Source organism: Sporichthya brevicatena (assembly GCF_039525035.1).
Lineage (GTDB): Bacteria > Actinomycetota > Actinomycetes > Sporichthyales > Sporichthyaceae > Sporichthya > Sporichthya brevicatena.
Genome location: NZ_BAAAHE010000007.1, coordinates 222,426 through 238,785 on the forward strand (window position 1 = coordinate 222,426; position 16,360 = coordinate 238,785).

Here is a 16,360-nt window from a genome sequence, read left to right on the forward strand (position 1 = left end):
CCTTGACCGCCACGATCGACCAGACGGAGATTCCCGAGGTCCCGGAGAAGGCTGCGACGCCGCCGGACACCCCGGCCCGTCACGTCTCCTACCGCCGCGACCCGTCGCCCTGGCGCCGGCGCGACATGCTGATCTGCGGGCTGCTCGCGCTGCTCGGGATCGTCGGTGTCGCCGTGTGCTGGTTCGGCGCCACGGAGGAAGCGGTCTGGCGGCAGCAGAGCGGCTGGCTCGTCGGGGCGATCTTCTCCACCGGGCTCGTCGGCGTCGCCGGCGTCCTGTGGGTGCTCATCGGCCTGCGCCGCGTCCGGCACGGCTTCCGTGACCTGCGCCGTGACCAACGCGCCGCCCTCGGCCTGAGCCGGGTGCGGGGGAGCGCGGACCACCGCGCGACCGACCGGGCCGACGAGACCGGCCCGATCGCCACCGGCGACCTGGTGACGTCCGGTCAGATGACACGGGTCCACCGGCCCAGTTGCCTGCTCCTGCGGGGCAAGCAGACGACGACGGTGCCGGCCGATCAGATCGAGAACTACGGCCGTTGCGGGGTGTGCAACTCGTGAGTGACTACTCCCCGTTCATCGTCTTCGGCATCATCACCGGCGCGATCTACGGCCTGTCCGCGATGGGTCTCGTGCTCACCTACAAGACCTCCGGCGTGTTCAACGTCGGGCACGGCGCGGTGTGCGCCGCCGCGGCCTACGGCTTCTACGAGCTGCGGCAGAACCAGGGCATGCCCTGGCAGCTCGCGTTCCTCATCGTCGTCTTCGTCCTCGGCCCGATCGCCGGTCTGGTCCTCGAACGCCTGGCCGTCGTGCTGGCGCCGGTGTCGACGGCGATGCGCATCGTCGGCACCGTGGGTCTGCTCGTCGCGATCCGAGCGCTGCTGGACCTGAGCTTCGGTGACGTCGGTCTGGTCTTCAATCCGTTCCTGTCGCAGGACGAGGCGTTCACGATCTTCGACGCCACGGTCTCGATCGACGACCTCTACACCTTCGGTCTCGGCACGATCGCCGCCGTCGCGCTGTTCCTGTTCTTCCGGGTGTCGCGGCTCGGCGTCGCGATGCGCGGCGTGGTCGACGACCCGCAGTTGCTCTCGATGTCGGGCACCGCGCCGGCGCGGGTCCGTCGGGCGTCGTGGATGATCGGCTCCTCCTTCGCGGCGGTGTCCGGCATCCTGTTCGCCCAGAACCAGTCGCAGCTCGACATCAACGTGCTCTCGCTGCTGGTCGTCCAGGCCTTCGGTGCCGCGACGATCGCCCGGTTCACCAACCTCCCGATGGCCTTCGTCGGCGGCATCATCGTCGGTGTCCTGCAGGCCGTGATCGGCAAGGCCACCGGTAGCAACGAGCAGCTGCAGGGCCTCGGCCTGACGGTGCCGTTCCTCGTCCTGTTCGTCGGTCTGCTGGTCATCCCGCGCAAGAAACTGGTCGAGGTCGGCCGCATGGTGCGGGCCCGTCCGCCGGCGGCGAGCATCCTGCCGCCCCAGGCCCGGATCGGCGTGCTGTGCGTGGGCCTCGCCGTCCTGCTCGTCATCCCGCACGTGGTCGGCGCGAAGCTCCCCGGCTACAACGTGGCGCTGACGCAGGTCCTGCTGTTCGTCTCGCTCCACCTCCTGGTGCGGACCTCGGGCCAGATCTCGCTGTGCCACTTCGGTTTCGCCGCCGTCGGCGCCGCCGGCTTCGGGCACTCCGCGAACAGCGGGGCGCCGTTCTTCCTCGCGCTGCTGATCGGCGGGCTGTGGTGCATCCCGCTCGCGCTGATCGTCTCGGTGCCCGCGATCCGTCTGTCCGGGCTGTACCTCGCGCTCGCGACGCTCGGCTTCGGCATCGTGCTCAGCCAGTTCGCGTACTCGAAGTCGTACATGTTCGGTGGCGGTCAGCTGCTGACCCGCCGTCCGGACGGATTCTCCGACGACAAGGACTACTACTACCTGCTGCTCGCGATGGCGATCGCCGGTGTGCTCGTGGTCCTCGCGGTCGAACGTTCCCGCCTCGGCCGACTGCTGCGCGCGATGTCGGACTCCCCGCTCGCGCTCACCACGCTCGGCACGTCGGTGAACATCTCCCGCGTCATCGTGTTCTGCATCTCCGGCTTCCTCGCCGGCATCTCCGGTGGCCTGTACGCCTCGCTGTTCGGCGGCGTCACCCAGGACACCTTCAACTACGTCCAGTCGCTGCTCGCGCTCGCGGTCCTCGCCATCGCCGGCAGCCGCACCATCACCGCGGCGTTCGTCGCCCCGGCCCTGCTGTACGTCGTCCCCCTCTACTTCACCCAGGAGAACGCAGCCGCCTGGCTGCAGCTCGGGTTCGGTCTCGGCGCGATCTTCGCCGCCGCGGCGTCCCAGGGCGGGGTCGACGACTGGCTCGCTCGCGGCGCTCAGCGGAATGCCGCCCGCGCGGAAGGCCCCGCCGGGCGCCGGATGCGCCTGTCCCTCGGAGGTACCGCCTGATGTCTCGCCTGTCGTCCCGTCAGAAGTCCACGCGCGCCGCGCTCGTCGCCGGCGCCGTGGCGCTGGCGCTCGTCGCCGGATGCGGCAACCGCATCGACCACGAACAGGTCGCCGCGGTGGGCAACGGATACGGGCCGGTCGACGCCGCTCGCGACAACCAAGGCGCCGCCGTGGCTCCCGGTGCGCTGGACCCGGGCGCCGTCGCGCCCGGCGCCGACCCGGGCACGGTCGCTCCGGGTGCGGACCCCGCCGCGCCGGGTGTGCAGGTGCCCGGCGCCAACGCGGGCGCCACGACCGCTCCGGGCACGACCGCGGGGACCGGGGCCAAGCCCGGTGCCAACGCGGGCGCCACCGGCGGCAAGGGTTCCGGCGGTACCGCCGGAACCGCGTCGACGGCGTGCACGCAGCAACTCGCTCCGGTCGTCCTCGGTCAGACGCTCGCGTCGTCCGGACTCGTAGGTGCGGCGATCGCGGGCCTGCGCACCGGGCTCGCGGTGTGGGCGAAGGACATCAACGCCCGCGGTGGCCTGCAGTGCCACCCGGTGCAACTGATCCAGCTCGACGACGCGTCCGACCCGGCGCGTGTCTCCGCGAACTGGAACCAGATCATGAAGGACCGCGGCGCGGTCGCGATGGTCGGCGGCGGTGTGCCGATCGCCATCGCGGCGCTGCGGACCGCGGCCGAGCGCGACAAGGTCCCGGTGGTCGGCGGTGACGTCACGGCCGTCGACTGGGTGCAGAGTCCGTTCCTGTTCCCGACCGGTGGCACGCCGCTCACCTCCTACGACGGCGGCGTGGTCGACGCGGCGAAGGTGACGTCGGGCTCGCTGAAGGCCGGCATCTTCTACTGCGTCGAGGCCTCGATCTGCACTGCGCTGAAGAACAACTACCCCAAGAGCGCCGAGCGCGCGGGGGCGGCGCTGGGTCCGATCCAGGCCGTGTCGCTGACGCAGCCGGACTTCACCTCCGAGTGCCAGACGATGAAGTCGGCCGGCGTCAACGTCCTGTTCTTCGGCCTCGACGGTTCGGCCAGCATCCGCGCCGCCCGGTCCTGCGCGTCGCTGAACTACTTCCCGACGGTTGCCACCGGCGCCATCGCGGTCAGTGCCGCGGCCGCCGCCGACGCGGGCCTGCGGCGCAACAAGACCTTCCTCGGCAGTGGCGTCGTGCCCTACATGACGACCGACACCCCGGGCATCAAGGAGTTCCACGCCGCCACGAAGCGCTGGGCGCCGTCGGCGCCCGAGGACCAGCAGACCCTGCTCGGCTGGGCCGCCGGCAAGCTCCTCGAGGCCGCGCTCGAGAAGGTCTCGGCCAAGGCCCGCGGCGGGAACATCACCACCGAGATGATCCTCGACGGACTCTGGCAACTGAAGAACGAGAAGCTCGGCGGTCTCTCGCCGGGCGCCACGTTCACGAAGGGTTCGCCGGCGAAGTCGATCGACTGTTACTACGGTCTGCGGCTCGACGACAAGGGCTTCGGCGCCCCGAACGGCAGCAAGCCGGTCTGCTACGGCGCGGACAAGAAGCTGGAGAACGCCGCCGCGGCGCTGATCGCCGGGGCCTCGGTCCCCGCGCAACGCTCGGACACGCGGACGGACGCCGCCCAGCAGTTCGCCGTCCTGACCGGTGGAGTGAGTACGCGTCAGACCGCAGGTCGACGGAGGCGCTGATGCTCGAACTTCGCGGGCTCGACGCCGGCTACGGCGGCACCCAGGTCCTGCGCGGGGTCGACCTGATCGTCCCCGACGGGTCGATCGTCGCGCTGCTCGGGCCGAACGGCGCGGGCAAGACCACGCTCCTGCGCGCCGCGTCCGGGCTGATCCGTCCGATGGGCGGGGACATCGTGCTCGGCGGTGAGTCGGTGCTCGGGATGCCGCCGCACGACCTGTGCGCGCGGGGTCTGTGCCACGTGCCCGAGGGTCGCGGCATCTTCCCGAGCCTGACGGTGCGGGACAACCTGATCCTGCAGAGCAAGGCCGGCAAGGAGAAGGAGTCGATCGAGCGCGCGGTCTCCGCGTTCCCGCGACTCGGGGAGCGGCTCGCACAGCTCGCCGGGACCATGTCCGGCGGTGAGCAGCAGATGCTCGCCCTCGCCCGCACCTACATCCAGAAGCCGCGGTTCGTGCTGCTCGACGAGGTCTCGATGGGCCTCGCGCCCAAGATCGTCGACGAGATCTTCGAGTTCCTCGGTCGACTGGCTGCGGAGGGTTCCGCCCTGCTGCTCGTCGAGCAGTACGTCACCCGCGCGCTCGACGTCGCCGACTACGTCTATCTGCTCAACCGTGGCCGCGTTTCGTTCGCCGGCGAGGTGTCCGAGGTGGATGCGGACGCGATTGCGGCGGAGTACGTCGGAGGCGGGCATTAGCGACGAGCCCAAGCCCGGAGGTCTCGAGGTCGCCCCGCAGGGCGAGCTGGTGCTGGTCCGTCACGGCCTGCCCGAGCGCGGACTGACTGGTTCCGACCGCAGCGACCCCGGCCTCTCCGAGCGGGGCCGCGCCGAGGCGCGCGCCGTCGCCGACTTCCTGGCCGCCGAGCATTTCGACGCCATCTACTCCTCGCCGCTGCGGCGCGCGATGGAGACGGCCGCGCCGTTCGCCGCCGACCGCGGTATGGAGATCGTCCCGCTCGACGGTCTGGCCGAGTTCGACAAGCACTCGGACGAGTACCTGTTCTTCGAGGACCTCCAGAAGGCGGGCGACCCGCGCTACAAGGCCTGTCTGCGCGGTGACCTCTCCGCCTGGAACACCGACTACCCGACGTTCAAGGCCGAGGTGATGGAGGCGATCACCGAGATCACCACCAAGCACGCCGGCCAGCGTGTCCTCGCCTTCTCGCACGGCGGGGCGCTGAACACAATTCTCGGTGCGGTCCTCGGCCTCGACCGGATGTGGTTCTTCTACCCGAAGCACACGGGCATCTGCCGCGTCGCCGTCGACCACCAGCGCAACCGGATGCGCATCGTCACCCTCAACGAGTTCAGCCACCTCCGCGCGCTGGACTGACGCTCGCCTCAGAGCGCCAGCGCTCGGCGCAGGGCGGCAGTGACGGCGTCGGCCTCCCCGGGGACGACGGCAGCGACGTGGCCGTCGGGGCGGATCACCCACGCCTCGCCGGGCTTCGCGCCGAGAGCGGCGAGGACGTCGTCGCCCCCGGTGAGGTCCGCGGCGGCGAGAACGCGGACGGGAGCCTGCACGGCAGCCGAGACCGCGGCGGCATCGACGTCCTGATCCACCGTCAGGACGAGGAAGCCGTCCCGGACCAACTGGCGGAACCGCGTCACCGCCGGCCGGGCCGGGTCGCCCACCGGCGCGTCGGGGACGAGAGTCTCCGGACGGGGTGCGTGGCGTTCGTCGTGGTAGGTCTCCAACAGCTCGAGGGGCGCCCACTCGTGGAGGACCGCGGCGAGCTTCCACGCCGCGTTCTCGGCGTCGGCGACGCCGGCGTCCAGTCCGGGCGCCCGGGACGGTGCGCCGAGGTCGGCGGCGTCGCCGGCCAGCAGGACGCGGCCCACACACATGCGGAGCGCGTCGTCCGGGGTCTCGCCGAGGGCCTCGCGCAGCGCGGTCAGGCACGGCTCGGTGGCGATGACCACGTGCTCGACCTCGATCTCGCTGCGGCCGAGTTCGCTGGCGCAGGTGAGCACCACGCTGCCGGCGTCCTGCCGGATTCCGGTGACCTGGTACCCGGGACGGACCTCGATGCGTTCCTCGCGGTCGAGCAGCGCGTCGAGGACCGCCTCAGGCCGGTCCGCGGGGATCCCCTCCCCGCCGACGCAGGCCCAGATGTCGAGGGTGTCGGGGTGGGGGCGGATCGGGCCGGAGCCCGCGGCGGCGCACTGCGGGTCGGCGTCGAGCAGCAGCACCGGGATGCCCCACCGCGCGAGCAGCAGCGCCGTCGTCCGGCCGACCGGGTTGATGCCGACGACCACCACCCCGCCGGGGGAGTTCACGCCTGGTGGTCCCTTCGGTCGAGTGCGGTGAGCCCAACCTCGGCCGGGGGCCGCCGCCGTGTCAAGGATGGCTCCGCGGGGACGGCTCCGCGGGGACGGCTCCTCGCGGACGGCGCGTCAGGCCGTGTCCCTCCCGAGGTCGTCACTCCCGAGGTCGCGGCGGCCGACGGCGTCGCCGAGCAGGTGCCGGATCGCGCGCGGGGTGACGTTGAGGAGGCGGGCGAGATCCTCGATGTCCTCGCCGTTGCGCAGGGCCTCCAGCAGCCACACCCGCTCACGGGCGACGGTCTGCAGCGAGGCCGCGTGGTCCCGGGCGAGCAGGGCGCCGATCACCCCGGGTTCGGGGGCGGCCGGGACCTCCGGGGTCTCAGGTCGGTCCTCGGGGTGCGGGGAGCTCACGTCCCTCCTTCCGCTCAGTCTTCACGTCGTTCAGAAAATTGTGAACAATATTCGGGCCCGGCGCAGCCGAATCGGTCCACCCCGTCAGGACTGACCGTTGCCAGGGCCGGAGGATTACTCTAGGAATAGACAATTGCGCTCGTACCCCAATCGTGGAGGTCGGTATGGTCGAGGGAACCGTCGACGGTCTGCATGTGGAGAACCTCACGGTCCGGTACGGCGGTCTGACCGCCGTCGACGGCCAGACCCTCACCGCCCCTCGTGGCCGGATCACCGGCCTGATCGGCCCGAACGGTGCCGGTAAGACGACGACCTTCAACGCGATCACCGGTGTCGTCCGCCCGGCGGCGGGCAAGGTCGTGCTGTTCGGTGAGGACGTCACCTCCGCCCCGCCGCAGGCCCGCGCGCTCAAGGGCCTGGGCCGCACGTTCCAGCGGATGGAGCTGTTCGAGACGCTCTCGGTGCGCGAGAACGTGCGCATGGGCCGCGAGGCCGCGATGGCCGGCCGGAACCCGCTGCGGCACCTCGCCGCGCGTCCGGCCGAGCGCCGCGCAACCAAGCAGGCCGCCGCCGAGGCGATGGAGCTCTGCGGCATCTCCCACCTCGCCGACCGGCGTCCGGCCGACCTCTCCACGGGTCAGCGCCGGCTGGTCGAGCTCGCCCGCGTCTCCGCCGGTGACTTCCGGCTGCTGCTGCTCGACGAGCCCTCGTCCGGTCTGGACGGCTCCGAGACCGAGCGCTTCGGCGAGATCCTGCGGACGCTGGTCGCCGAGCGCGGCCTCGGCATCCTCATCGTCGAGCACGACATGGCGCTGGTCATGAGCACCTGCGAGTACATCCACGTCCTCGACTTCGGCAAGCCGATCTTCGAGGGCACCCCGCGCGAGGTGCAGACGTCCGAGCTGGTCCGCAGCGCCTACCTCGGCTCCGAGGCGCCCGAGCTCGAGACCGACGAGCTCGCGAGTTGAGGCCCGGCGGCCTCGAGGTCGTCGCCCACACCACGGTCGTCCTGGTCCGCCACGCTCAGGCGGAACGCGGGACGACCGATCCCGGGCTGTCGGCACGCGGCCGCGACGAGGCGAACGCCGTTGCCAAGGCGCTCGCCGGTGAACCCCTCGCGGCGGTGTACTGCTCGCCCCAGCGGCGGGCGCGGGAGACCGCGGCGCCGGTGTGCGCCGAGCTCAGGCTCGAGCCGAAGATCCGCGACGGTCTCGCCGAGTTCGACCGGCGCGCGACCGAGTACGTCCTGCTGAGCGAGCTCCGCGCCGCCGGTGACCCGCGCTTCGACGCCTGCATGGCCGGCGACCTCACGCCGTGGGGCATCGACCTGCCGACCTTCCGGGCCGAGGCCACCGAGGTCCTCGCCGAGATCCTGGCGACCCACGCCGGCGGCCGTGCTCTCGTCGTCACCCACGGCGGGGTGCTGAACGTCCTGCTCGGCGCCGCGGTCGGGATCGACCGGATGTGGTTCTTCCACCCCGACAACTGCGGGATCAGCCGCCTCGTCGCCGACACCGCCGGCGGCGTCCGCGTCGCCTCGGTCAACGAGACCCCGCACCTGCCGCCCCCGCCCCCGGCCGCCTGATCACTTCTGCCCCAGTGGGGGTGACACCCCTTTTGGCGCCAGAAAGGGTGACACCCCTTACTGCGCAGTAAGGGGTGTCACCCCTTGTTCAACGAGGGAGGCGTCAGTCGCCGGCGGCGGCGCGGACGGCGTCGATCGCGTCGACCAGGGCGGCGCGCTCCGCGGGGGAGGCGCCGGGGAGGCCGTACTCGACGGCGTCGAGGACGGCGGACGCCCGCTGGAGCAGGTCGCGGCCCTCCTCGGTGATCGTCACCAGCGTCGCGCGGCGGTCGCTCGGGTGCGGGGTGCGGACGAGGAGTCCGCGGGCCTCGAGGCGGTCGGTCGCGACGGTCGCCGTCGTCGGGTGGACCAGGAGCGACTTCGCGAGCCGGGACACCGAGCGGGTGTGGTTGTCGGACATCTCCAGCGTCACCAGCAGCATGAAGTCGGTGAGCTTGATGTCGTGCCGCTTGAGCTCGGCCTCGATGTTCGTCGTCATCAGCCGGTGCAGCCGCAGGACCGAGGTCATCGCGATGAACGAGTCCTCGTCGATGCCGAGGTGCTCGCCGCGCCAGTACTTGTGCGCCCGGGTGAGCGGATCCGACCGCTGGCCCGCTTTCGCGGTCTTCGAGGTCGGCGACGGCATGCCCGAACTCTAACGGCGGGCGTGCGCCGCCGATCCGGGTGGCGCGCTCAGCGGGCGGTGAAGGTGAGCAGGAGGCGCGCGGGACCGCGCAGGACGAAGCTGCGGTGGTACGGGACCTCCGCCGGGTCGCAGGCGAGGCGGATGTCCGCGAGCCGGTCGAGCAGGCGCTCGGCGGCGATGCGGAGCTCGAGCCGGGCGATGTTCGCGCCGAGGCAGAAGTGCTCGAAGCGGGCGAACGTCAGGTGGGGCGCACGGTCGCCGTCGAGGTCGAGGTTGCCGGGCTCGGGGAAGGTCTGGGGGTCCAGGTTGGCCGAGCCGTAGACCAGCCACACGACCGAACCGGCGGGGACGGCGACGTCGCCGATCGTCGCGTCGGTCGTCGCGACGCGGAACATGCCCTGCACGGGGGCCTCGACGCGCAGCATCTCCTCGACCAGCGTCGGGATCAGCGCGTGGTTCTCGCGGACGCGGTCGGCGAGGCCGGGCTCCTGTGCGAGCCGGTTCACCAGCATCCCGGCCGAGTTCGTCGTCGTCTCGTTCCCGGCGACGAGGAACTGGACGAGCATGTTGAGCATCTCGTCGAGCGTGAGCGGCTCCTCGCCGGCCATGCGAGCCTCGACGAGGTCGGTGAGCAGGTCGTCCTGCGGCTCGACGCGGCGGCGCTCGATCTCGGCGGTGAAGTAGTCGTAGAAGGTGTCGACCTCGTCGAAGATCTCGGCGATCCCCTCGCCGGTCTGCTCGACCGCGCCGACGCCGGCGGTGAACGCGTTCGACCAGCGCTTGAACTGGTCCATGTTCTCCGGCGGGACGCCGAGCATCGTCGCGATGACCGTCATCGGCAGCGGGATCGCGAACTGCGGGACGAGGTCGACCTTGCCGTCGCCGATGAAGCCGTCGATGAGTTCGTCGACCAGGCGCCGGACCTCCGGCTCCAGCTGCTTGATGCGTTTCGGGCTGAAGGCGGCCGACACCAGCTGGCGCTGCCGCTTGTGCAGCGGTGGGTCGGTGAAGAGCAGGACGGGCGACTCGGCGAGCTTGAGCCGACGCTCGGCCTGCGCGCGCAGGCGCTCCGGCGTCGCGGGGTCGGCGATCAACTGCTTCGCGAGCCCGGTCACCGAGCTCGGGCCGCTCGCCATCGCGGAGGAGAAGGTCGCGGTGTCCTTGAGGACCTCGATGACGTCGGCGTACCGCGTCACGACGAACGCCTTGAGCGTCTCGTCGAACGTCACCGGCGCCTCGGTGCGCAGCACGTCGTACAGCGGCCACGGGCACCGCACGAGCCCGGGGTCGTTGGCGATCAGGCGCGTCAGATCAGACTTCTCGACCACGGTGTCGACGTTAAACCGTAGATTGCCAAAAAGTCTAGTACGCGACTAAATTGGCCGGGTGCTGACGACGGCCGAGATGTTGCAGATGTACCGGACGATGGCCCTGATCACGGCCACCAGCGATCGCGCGTCCGCGGAGGTGAAGTCCGGCTCGCTGCAGTCGGCGTTCTACCCCGTGCGCGGACTGGAGGGCGTCTGCGGCGCGCTCTCGATCGCGGTGACGACGGAGGACCAGCTCGTCTCCACCTACCGCTCCCTGGGCGACGCGCTCGCGAAGGGCTCGAACCTGCGAGGCGTGATCGCCGAGATCTACGGTCGATCTGACGGGGTGTGTGGCGGCAAGGGCGGGCCGATGCACCTGCACGACACCTCGGTCGGGTTCATGACGAGCACCGGCATCGTCGGCTCCGGCATCCCGATCGCGGTCGGGCTCGGGATCGCGGCGCAGCTCGACGGCGCGCAGCGTGCAGTGGTCACGACCTTCGGCGACGGCGCCACCTCGATCGGTGCCTTCCACGAGGGCATGAACATGGCCGGGCTCTGGAAGCTGCCCGTCGTCTTCCTCTGTCAGAACAACCAGTGGGGCGAGCACACGCCGATCGCCGAGTACGCCGCGAACACCGACCTCGCCGGTCGCGCGCAGGCGTACGGGATGCGCACCGTCCGCGTCGACGGGTTCGACCCGGTCGCCACGGCCGAGGTGCTGCGCGACGCCCTTGCCCGCGCCCGCAACGGCGAGGGCCCGACGTTCGTCGAGGCCGTCACCTACCGGCTCACCGGGCACAGCGGGTCCGCCGACTACAGCTACATGCCGGCCGACGAGCTCGCCGCCGCGCTCGAGCGCGACCCGGTGCCGTCGTTCCGGCGCCGTCTCCTCGAGTCCGGGGCCGCGAGCGAGTCCGACCTCGCGGCGATCGACGCGGAGGTGGTCGCGCAGGTCGACGACGCCTTCGCCTTCGCCCAGGCCAGTGCGCCGCCGGAGCAGGACCTGCGCTACCGGGACGTCTTCGCCGACACCGCCGCGCTGGCGGGGACGGGGGTGGCGCTGTGACCACCGCTGCCTTCCTCTCCGACGACGCCGCGGGCGCCGCGCAGACCGAGGTCATGACGATGGCGCAGGCGCTGAACTCCGCCCTGCACCTCGCGATGGACGCCGACTCCAAGGTCCTGCTGCTCGGTGAGGACGTGGCCGACCCGATCGGCGGCGTCCTCAAGATCTCGAAGGGCCTGTCGACGAAGTACGGCCGCGACCGCGTGCGCCCGACGCCGATCGCCGAGACCGGCATCATCGGCGCGGCCGTGGGGCTCGCGATGGGTGGCTACAAGCCGATCGCCGAGATCATGTTCATGGATTTCACGACGGTCTGCATCGACCAGATCGTCAACCACGCCGCGAAGCTGCGCTACATGTCCGGCGGGCACACGCCGGTGCCGCTGACGGTGCGGACGGGCGTCGGCACCCGGCGCTTCGGCGCGCAGCACGCGCAGAACCTCGAGGCGTGGTTCATGCACACGCCCGGCATCAAGGTCGTCGTCCCGTCGACGGCGGCCGACGCCAAGGGTCTGCTCGCCTCGTGCATCGACGACCCGGACCCGTGCCTGTTCGTCGAGCACTTCGACCTCGTCTTCACGCAGAAGGATGAGGTCCCGGTCGGGCTGCACAAGGTCCCGCTGGGGAAGGCGGCGGTGCGGCGTCCCGGCGAGCACGTCACCGTCATCACCTACGGCACGCAGGTGCGCAACGCGGTCGCGGCCGCGGAGACCCTGGCGGAGCAGGGGATCTCGGCCGAGGTGATCGACCTGCGCACGCTCGTCCCGCTCGACATGGAGACGGTGCTGGAGTCCGTCGAGCGCACCCGGCGCGCGGTCGTGCTTCACGACGCCCACACGTTCTGCGGCCCCGGCGCCGAGCTCGCGGCCCAGATCACCGAGACGCTGTGGGCCGACCTGTTGGCACCCGTCCTGCGCCTCGGCGCGGGGTACTCGCCCGTCCCGTTCGCGGCGGGCCTCGACTTCCACCCGACCTCCGACGACCTCGTCGCGGCGGTCCACCAACTGATGGGACGTTGACGTGGCTCTTGCACTCGTGACCGGCGCGGCCCGGGGGATCGGCCGCGCGACCGCGGCCCGGCTGGTCTCCGCCGGCTACGAGGTGATCGTGGCGGACCTCGACGGCGCAGCCGCCGAGACCACCGCCTCCGAGATCGGCGCCAAGGCCGCGCAGGTCGACGTCGCCGACGAGGCGTCGGTCGCGGCCGTCGCGGCCGGCATCTCCGACCTCGCGGTGCTGGTGAACAACGCCGGTATGTACCTGCCGGGCAAGCTCGCCGACGTCACCACCGAGCACTTCCACAAGGTCTTCGACGTCAACGTGCTCGGGCCGTTGCTGATGACGCGTCACCTTGCCGACGCGCTCGCCGCCAACGGTGGCGGGGCCGTCGTCAACGTCGCCTCGATGTCGGCGTTCATGCCGGTCCCGGGCACCGGCGTGTACTCGATGGCGAAGGCCGCCGTCGCGTCGTACACCGAGGCCGCGGCGCTGGAGTATGCCCCCCGCGGGATCCGCGTCAACGCCGTCGCCCCCGGCCGCATCAGCACCGAGATGACCGCCGACCGGCAGGGCGACCCCGCCCGCGAGGCCCGCACCAACGCCCTGATCCCGCTCGGCCGCTCCGGCCTGGCCGAGGACGTCGCCGAGGCGATCTGCGCCCTCGCCACCGGCGCCGCCTACGTCACCGGCCAGGTCCTCCGCGTCGACGGCGGCCTGACCATCAACACCGTCCCCCTCCTCCAGGCGGCCCAGTCCGGCGGCATCTGACCCCGTTCCCCCGATACACCGCTCCGCCCGCCGTATCGCGCCGGCCCTGCCCGCGCCCTCGGGATCGCGCTTCACTCGCCACCGACAGCCCTTACTCGCCCGACCGGGCGAGTAAGGCCTGGCGCCGACGAGTGAAGCGCGTCCACGCGGCGCGGGTATTGATACAACTACGGCAGATGTGTATCGTCGGGTCCATGACGAAGGCGTCGGTGGAAGCGGCCCCGCGGACGGCGCGGGAGCGGATCCTCGACGCGGCGCGGACGTTGTTCCGGCAGAACGGGATCGCGGCGACGCCGCTGGACGAGGTCGCGGCGCTCGCGGGGGTCGCCCGGCCGAACCTGTACCGGTACTTCGCGAGCCGCGAGGAGCTCGTGCGGCAGGTGATGATCGCCGAGGTGCGTGCGGTCAACGCGGAACGCTGGAGCCGCATCACGCTGTCCGGCCCGGTCGCGCCGCTGATCCTCGACTCGCTCGTCGCCGGCCACGACCTGGCCCACGACTGGATGGCGAACGTGACGCTGGTGGCCGAGGCGACGGCGATCACCGCCGAGCTGATGAGTCACGACGAGGCGCTCGCCGCGGCGCAGTACGAGTACTGGGGGCCGCTGTTGGAGTACGGCCGCGCTCGTGGGGAGATCGCGGCCCACCTGTCGAACGAGCGCATCGTCCGCTGGTTCCTCACCCAACACGTCCTCGTCTCCGAACGAGGAGAGCTCGTCCCTGACGGTGACGTCCGCGCCTGGTTCGCCGACTTCGTCGTCCCGCCCGTCCTCGCTGGAGGCGCCGTATGACCACCACCGAACGGCCGGGCACCGAACGGCCCAGCACCGACCGCCCCCGGTCGCCGGGCCCGAGCGTCCAGGAGTACCTGGACCGCGACAGCCGGCCGGTGCCGGCCTCGTTGCGCTACAACCGCAACGACCAGATCGACCCGACCGACATCCCGATCGAGCGCTACACCTCGCCCGAGTTCGCGAAGCTCGAGATGGAGAAACTCTGGTACCGCGTGTGGCAGATGGTCTGCCTGGAGGACGAGATCCCGAACGTCGGGGACCACGTGCTCTACGAGATCGGCGACCTCTCCTACATCGTGATGCGGACGGAGGACGGGATCCGTGCGTACGTCAACGCCTGCCTGCACCGCGCGCGGATGCTGCGCGACCGCGGGGGCAACGTGCCGGAGCTCCGCTGCACGTTCCACGGGTTCACCTGGAACCTCGACGGCAGCCTGAAGAACATCCCGTGCGAGTGGGACTTCCCGCACGTCGACAAGTCGAGGATGCAGCTCCCCGAGGCCCGCGTGGACACCTGGCGCGGCTGGGTCTTTCTCAACCCGGACGAGTCCTCGACCCAGACGTTGGCGGAGTTCCTCGGCACGTTCGACGAGCTCTGGATCTGGCCGATCGAGGAGCGCTACAAGGCGGTCCACACCGCGAAGATCCTGCCGCTGAACTGGAAGGCCGCGCAGGAGGCCTTCATGGAGACCTATCACGTCATCGCGACGCACCCTCAGATCCTGACGTGGACGGCCGACGCCAACACCCAGTACGACGCGACCTCGGACGAGCCGCACTGGAACCGGATGATCAACGTCCAGGGCGCGCCGAGCCCGCACGTCGCGGACTTCGTCGACGAGGAGGACGTCCTCGAGTCGTTCTACGCCGCGCGGACGTTCTACTCCGCCGACACCGGCCGCGACCTGCAGCCGGGGGAGAACGGGCTGCCGGAGATCCCGCCCGGCAAGACGGCTCGTGAGGTCCTCGCCGAGGAGACCCGCAAGCAGTTCTCGAAGATCTCCGGCCGCGACTTCTCGCAGCTCTCGGACTCCGAACTGCTCGACACCGTGCAGCACACGGTCTTCCCGAACTTCCACCCGTGGGGCGGGATGAAGTCGAACATCTGCTACCGCTGGCGGCCCAACGGCTTCGACCCGGACACCTGCATCTTCGAGACGTTCATCCTGGCCGACCCGCCCGCCGGCGGCCCGAAGCCGCCGCCGGCGAAGGTGATCTGGGTGCCGGAGGACACGGCCTTCACCGACGTCCCCGAGCTCGGTCTGCTCGGCCCGGTCTTCGACCAGGACATCGACAACATGGTGTCGGTCCAGCGGGGGATGAAGACGACCCGCAAGTCCGGTCTGACGCTCGGTCAGTACCAGGAGAGCCGGATCCGCCAGTTCCACCAGACCCTGACCAGCTATGTGGAGCGCTGAGGCATGGCTGCGGAACAGAAGAAGCTCGTCGACCCCATCAACGGGTACGTCTACACCGCCCGCCCCGACGGCCGCGTGGACGTCACCGACCCGGCCACCGGGAAGACCGGGATCTTCGACGACCTCGGCCAGTGGCACGAGGGAGATCTGACCTACGCCAACCGCCAGTTGCTCGGCTGGATCGGCCGCCTCGCCGTCCGTCGCGCGAACTCAGCGGCTCAGGTTCGGCCGGTCTGAGCGTCGAGTGCTCGTTCGAGACCGTCCAGCATCGCGCCGAGACCGGTGGAGAACGCGCGGTCGCTGAGGTGGCCGGGATAGGACGTCGCCGCCTCGATCAGGTGCGGGAACTCCTCCGTGGGGAGGCTCTTCAGCCGACGAGCCTCCTCCTCGCGGTCGACCCCGCCGCGGATTCGCTCCACGTGGGAGAATCCGAGGGTGTAGCAGATCAGTGACGTGAGGGCGTCCACGGCGGACTCCACCGAGAACCCGGCCTCGCGAAGGACGGCGAGCACGATCTCGCGGTGCCGGTCGAAGGCCGGCGTCGGGACGCGCCGGGTCAGGATGATCTCGGTGATGCCCGGGTGGGCACGCAGTTCGTTGTGGAGGCCGGTGAGGACCTCCTCCAGCTGCGCCCGCCAGGGGGCGTCGGGTGCCGGGTCGGACGCGAGGTCACCCAGGACGAGGGTGACGAGCTCGTCGTAGAGCGTGTCCTTGGTCGCGACGTAGCGGTAGAGCGTCATCGCGCCGATGCCGAGGTCGTCGGCGAGCCGACGCATGCTCAGCGCCTCGACGCCCTCGGCGTCGACGATGCGCAGCGCCGCGTCCAGTACCGCCGGCAACGACGTGGACCGGGGCGGTCTGTAACGACGGGAGACCGCACGCTCCGCCGACATGTTCCACCCCCTTGACTCTGTACGGAACAAGAGTAACGTACAGCCGTAGCGTACAGCTCTATCGTACGACGTACGTCTCTCGGAGCGAGCGGGGAATCA

The 16,360-nt window shown here is 70.9% G+C and carries 18 protein-coding genes; 13 read left to right on the forward strand and 5 right to left on the reverse strand.

Features of this window, described 5'->3' with window-relative positions:
• The first annotated feature begins 2 nt into the window (after nucleotides 1-2).
• The 5 genes from ABD401_RS04225 to ABD401_RS04245 are packed head-to-tail and all read left to right on the forward strand — an operon-like array spanning nucleotide 3 to nucleotide 5,454.
• The gene (locus ABD401_RS04225) at nucleotides 3-560 is read left to right on the forward strand and encodes a hypothetical protein (protein ID WP_344601936.1); all 558 of its coding nucleotides are present in this window, start codon (nucleotides 3-5) and stop codon (nucleotides 558-560) included.
• Entirely contained in the window at nucleotides 557-2,449 is a 1,893-nt protein-coding gene (locus ABD401_RS04230) for a branched-chain amino acid ABC transporter permease (protein ID WP_344601938.1), read from the forward strand. The genes ABD401_RS04225 and ABD401_RS04230 overlap by 4 nt, the downstream gene beginning before the upstream one ends.
• A complete protein-coding gene (locus ABD401_RS04235) occupies nucleotides 2,449-4,122 on the forward strand; it encodes an ABC transporter substrate-binding protein (RefSeq protein ID WP_344601940.1) in 1,674 nt (557 codons plus the stop codon). Before ABD401_RS04230 ends, ABD401_RS04235 begins: the two co-directional genes overlap by 1 nt.
• Complete coding sequence (locus ABD401_RS04240; RefSeq protein WP_344601942.1) at nucleotides 4,122-4,817, forward strand: ABC transporter ATP-binding protein; 696 nt, start codon at nucleotides 4,122-4,124, stop codon at nucleotides 4,815-4,817. Before ABD401_RS04235 ends, ABD401_RS04240 begins: the two co-directional genes overlap by 1 nt.
• 49 nt (nucleotides 4,818-4,866) lie before the next feature.
• Nucleotides 4,867-5,454 carry a histidine phosphatase family protein gene (locus tag ABD401_RS04245; RefSeq protein WP_344601944.1) on the forward strand — a complete coding sequence of 196 codons (588 nt, stop codon included), beginning with the start codon at nucleotides 4,867-4,869 and terminating at the stop codon, nucleotides 5,452-5,454.
• A gap of 8 nt (nucleotides 5,455-5,462) precedes the next feature.
• Here ABD401_RS04245 and ABD401_RS04250 read toward each other — a convergent pair whose 3' ends face one another.
• A complete protein-coding gene (locus ABD401_RS04250) occupies nucleotides 5,463-6,401 on the reverse strand; it encodes an FAD-dependent monooxygenase (RefSeq protein ID WP_344601946.1) in 939 nt (312 codons plus the stop codon).
• Nucleotides 6,402-6,518: 117 nt separating this feature from the next.
• Nucleotides 6,519-6,800 carry a hypothetical protein gene (locus tag ABD401_RS04255; protein WP_344601948.1) on the reverse strand — a complete coding sequence of 94 codons (282 nt, stop codon included), beginning with the start codon at nucleotides 6,798-6,800 and terminating at the stop codon, nucleotides 6,519-6,521.
• Between the two features lie 164 nt (nucleotides 6,801-6,964).
• On the opposite strand from ABD401_RS04255, the gene ABD401_RS04260 reads away from it, so the two are divergent.
• Together ABD401_RS04260 and ABD401_RS04265 are read left to right on the forward strand one after the other, a co-directional pair.
• Nucleotides 6,965-7,768 (forward strand): ABC transporter ATP-binding protein, encoded by an 804-nt coding sequence (locus tag ABD401_RS04260; RefSeq protein WP_344601950.1) that lies wholly within the window; start codon nucleotides 6,965-6,967, stop codon nucleotides 7,766-7,768.
• Nucleotides 7,765-8,385: a histidine phosphatase family protein gene (locus tag ABD401_RS04265; RefSeq protein WP_344601952.1), complete on the forward strand. Its 621-nt coding sequence runs from the start codon at nucleotides 7,765-7,767 to the stop codon at nucleotides 8,383-8,385. The genes ABD401_RS04260 and ABD401_RS04265 overlap by 4 nt, the downstream gene beginning before the upstream one ends.
• A 103-nt stretch (nucleotides 8,386-8,488) precedes the next feature.
• Here the strand turns inward: ABD401_RS04265 and ABD401_RS04270 are convergent, their stop codons facing one another.
• Nucleotides 8,489-9,010 carry a MarR family winged helix-turn-helix transcriptional regulator gene (locus tag ABD401_RS04270; protein WP_344601954.1) on the reverse strand — a complete coding sequence of 174 codons (522 nt, stop codon included), beginning with the start codon at nucleotides 9,008-9,010 and terminating at the stop codon, nucleotides 8,489-8,491.
• A 47-nt stretch (nucleotides 9,011-9,057) separates the two neighbouring features.
• Complete coding sequence (locus ABD401_RS04275; protein WP_344601956.1) at nucleotides 9,058-10,338, reverse strand: cytochrome P450; 1,281 nt, start codon at nucleotides 10,336-10,338, stop codon at nucleotides 9,058-9,060.
• 58 nt (nucleotides 10,339-10,396) lie between these two features.
• Here ABD401_RS04275 and ABD401_RS04280 point away from each other — a divergent pair, with 58 nt between their 5' ends.
• The 6 genes from ABD401_RS04280 to ABD401_RS04305 all read left to right on the forward strand — a co-directional run bounded on the left by ABD401_RS04280 (nucleotide 10,397) and on the right by ABD401_RS04305 (nucleotide 15,605).
• On the forward strand, nucleotides 10,397-11,389 hold the full coding sequence (locus tag ABD401_RS04280; RefSeq protein ID WP_344601958.1) for a thiamine pyrophosphate-dependent dehydrogenase E1 component subunit alpha: 993 nt from the start codon (nucleotides 10,397-10,399) through the stop codon (nucleotides 11,387-11,389).
• Entirely contained in the window at nucleotides 11,386-12,408 is a 1,023-nt protein-coding gene (locus tag ABD401_RS04285; protein WP_344601960.1) for an alpha-ketoacid dehydrogenase subunit beta, read from the forward strand. The genes ABD401_RS04280 and ABD401_RS04285 overlap by 4 nt, the downstream gene beginning before the upstream one ends.
• Nucleotide 12,409: 1 nt before the next feature.
• Nucleotides 12,410-13,156 carry an SDR family NAD(P)-dependent oxidoreductase gene (locus tag ABD401_RS04290; RefSeq protein ID WP_344601962.1) on the forward strand — a complete coding sequence of 249 codons (747 nt, stop codon included), beginning with the start codon at nucleotides 12,410-12,412 and terminating at the stop codon, nucleotides 13,154-13,156.
• 194 nt (nucleotides 13,157-13,350) lie between these two features.
• Entirely contained in the window at nucleotides 13,351-13,947 is a 597-nt protein-coding gene (locus tag ABD401_RS04295; protein ID WP_344601964.1) for a TetR/AcrR family transcriptional regulator, read from the forward strand.
• Complete coding sequence (locus tag ABD401_RS04300; RefSeq protein ID WP_344601966.1) at nucleotides 13,944-15,368, forward strand: aromatic ring-hydroxylating oxygenase subunit alpha; 1,425 nt, start codon at nucleotides 13,944-13,946, stop codon at nucleotides 15,366-15,368. The genes ABD401_RS04295 and ABD401_RS04300 overlap by 4 nt, the downstream gene beginning before the upstream one ends.
• Before the next feature lie 3 nt (nucleotides 15,369-15,371).
• Complete coding sequence (locus ABD401_RS04305) at nucleotides 15,372-15,605, forward strand: transposase (RefSeq protein ID WP_344601968.1); 234 nt, start codon at nucleotides 15,372-15,374, stop codon at nucleotides 15,603-15,605.
• On the opposite strand, the gene ABD401_RS04310 is transcribed toward ABD401_RS04305, so the two are convergent.
• Nucleotides 15,587-16,207 (reverse strand): TetR/AcrR family transcriptional regulator C-terminal domain-containing protein, encoded by a 621-nt coding sequence (locus ABD401_RS04310; protein ID WP_344601970.1) that lies wholly within the window; start codon nucleotides 16,205-16,207, stop codon nucleotides 15,587-15,589. The genes ABD401_RS04305 and ABD401_RS04310 overlap by 19 nt on opposite strands.
• Nucleotides 16,208-16,360: the final 153 nt, after the last annotated feature.

What these genes read in the sequence shown, in the direction of transcription:
- ABD401_RS04260 (WP_344601950.1), top strand. Translation starts at nt 6,965, where the DNA reads ATGGTCGAGGGAACCGTCGACGGTCTGCATGTGGAGAACCTCACGGTC.
- ABD401_RS04300 (WP_344601966.1), top strand. Translation starts at nt 13,944, where the DNA reads ATGACCACCACCGAACGGCCGGGCACCGAACGGCCCAGCACCGACCGC.
- ABD401_RS04305 (WP_344601968.1), top strand. Translation starts at nt 15,372, where the DNA reads ATGGCTGCGGAACAGAAGAAGCTCGTCGACCCCATCAACGGGTACGTC.
- ABD401_RS04240 (WP_344601942.1), top strand. Translation starts at nt 4,122, where the DNA reads ATGCTCGAACTTCGCGGGCTCGACGCCGGCTACGGCGGCACCCAGGTC.
- ABD401_RS04270 (WP_344601954.1), bottom strand. Translation starts at nt 9,010, where the DNA reads ATGCCGTCGCCGACCTCGAAGACCGCGAAAGCGGGCCAGCGGTCGGAT.
- ABD401_RS04295 (WP_344601964.1), top strand. Translation starts at nt 13,351, where the DNA reads ATGACGAAGGCGTCGGTGGAAGCGGCCCCGCGGACGGCGCGGGAGCGG.
- ABD401_RS04235 (WP_344601940.1), top strand. Translation starts at nt 2,449, where the DNA reads ATGTCTCGCCTGTCGTCCCGTCAGAAGTCCACGCGCGCCGCGCTCGTC.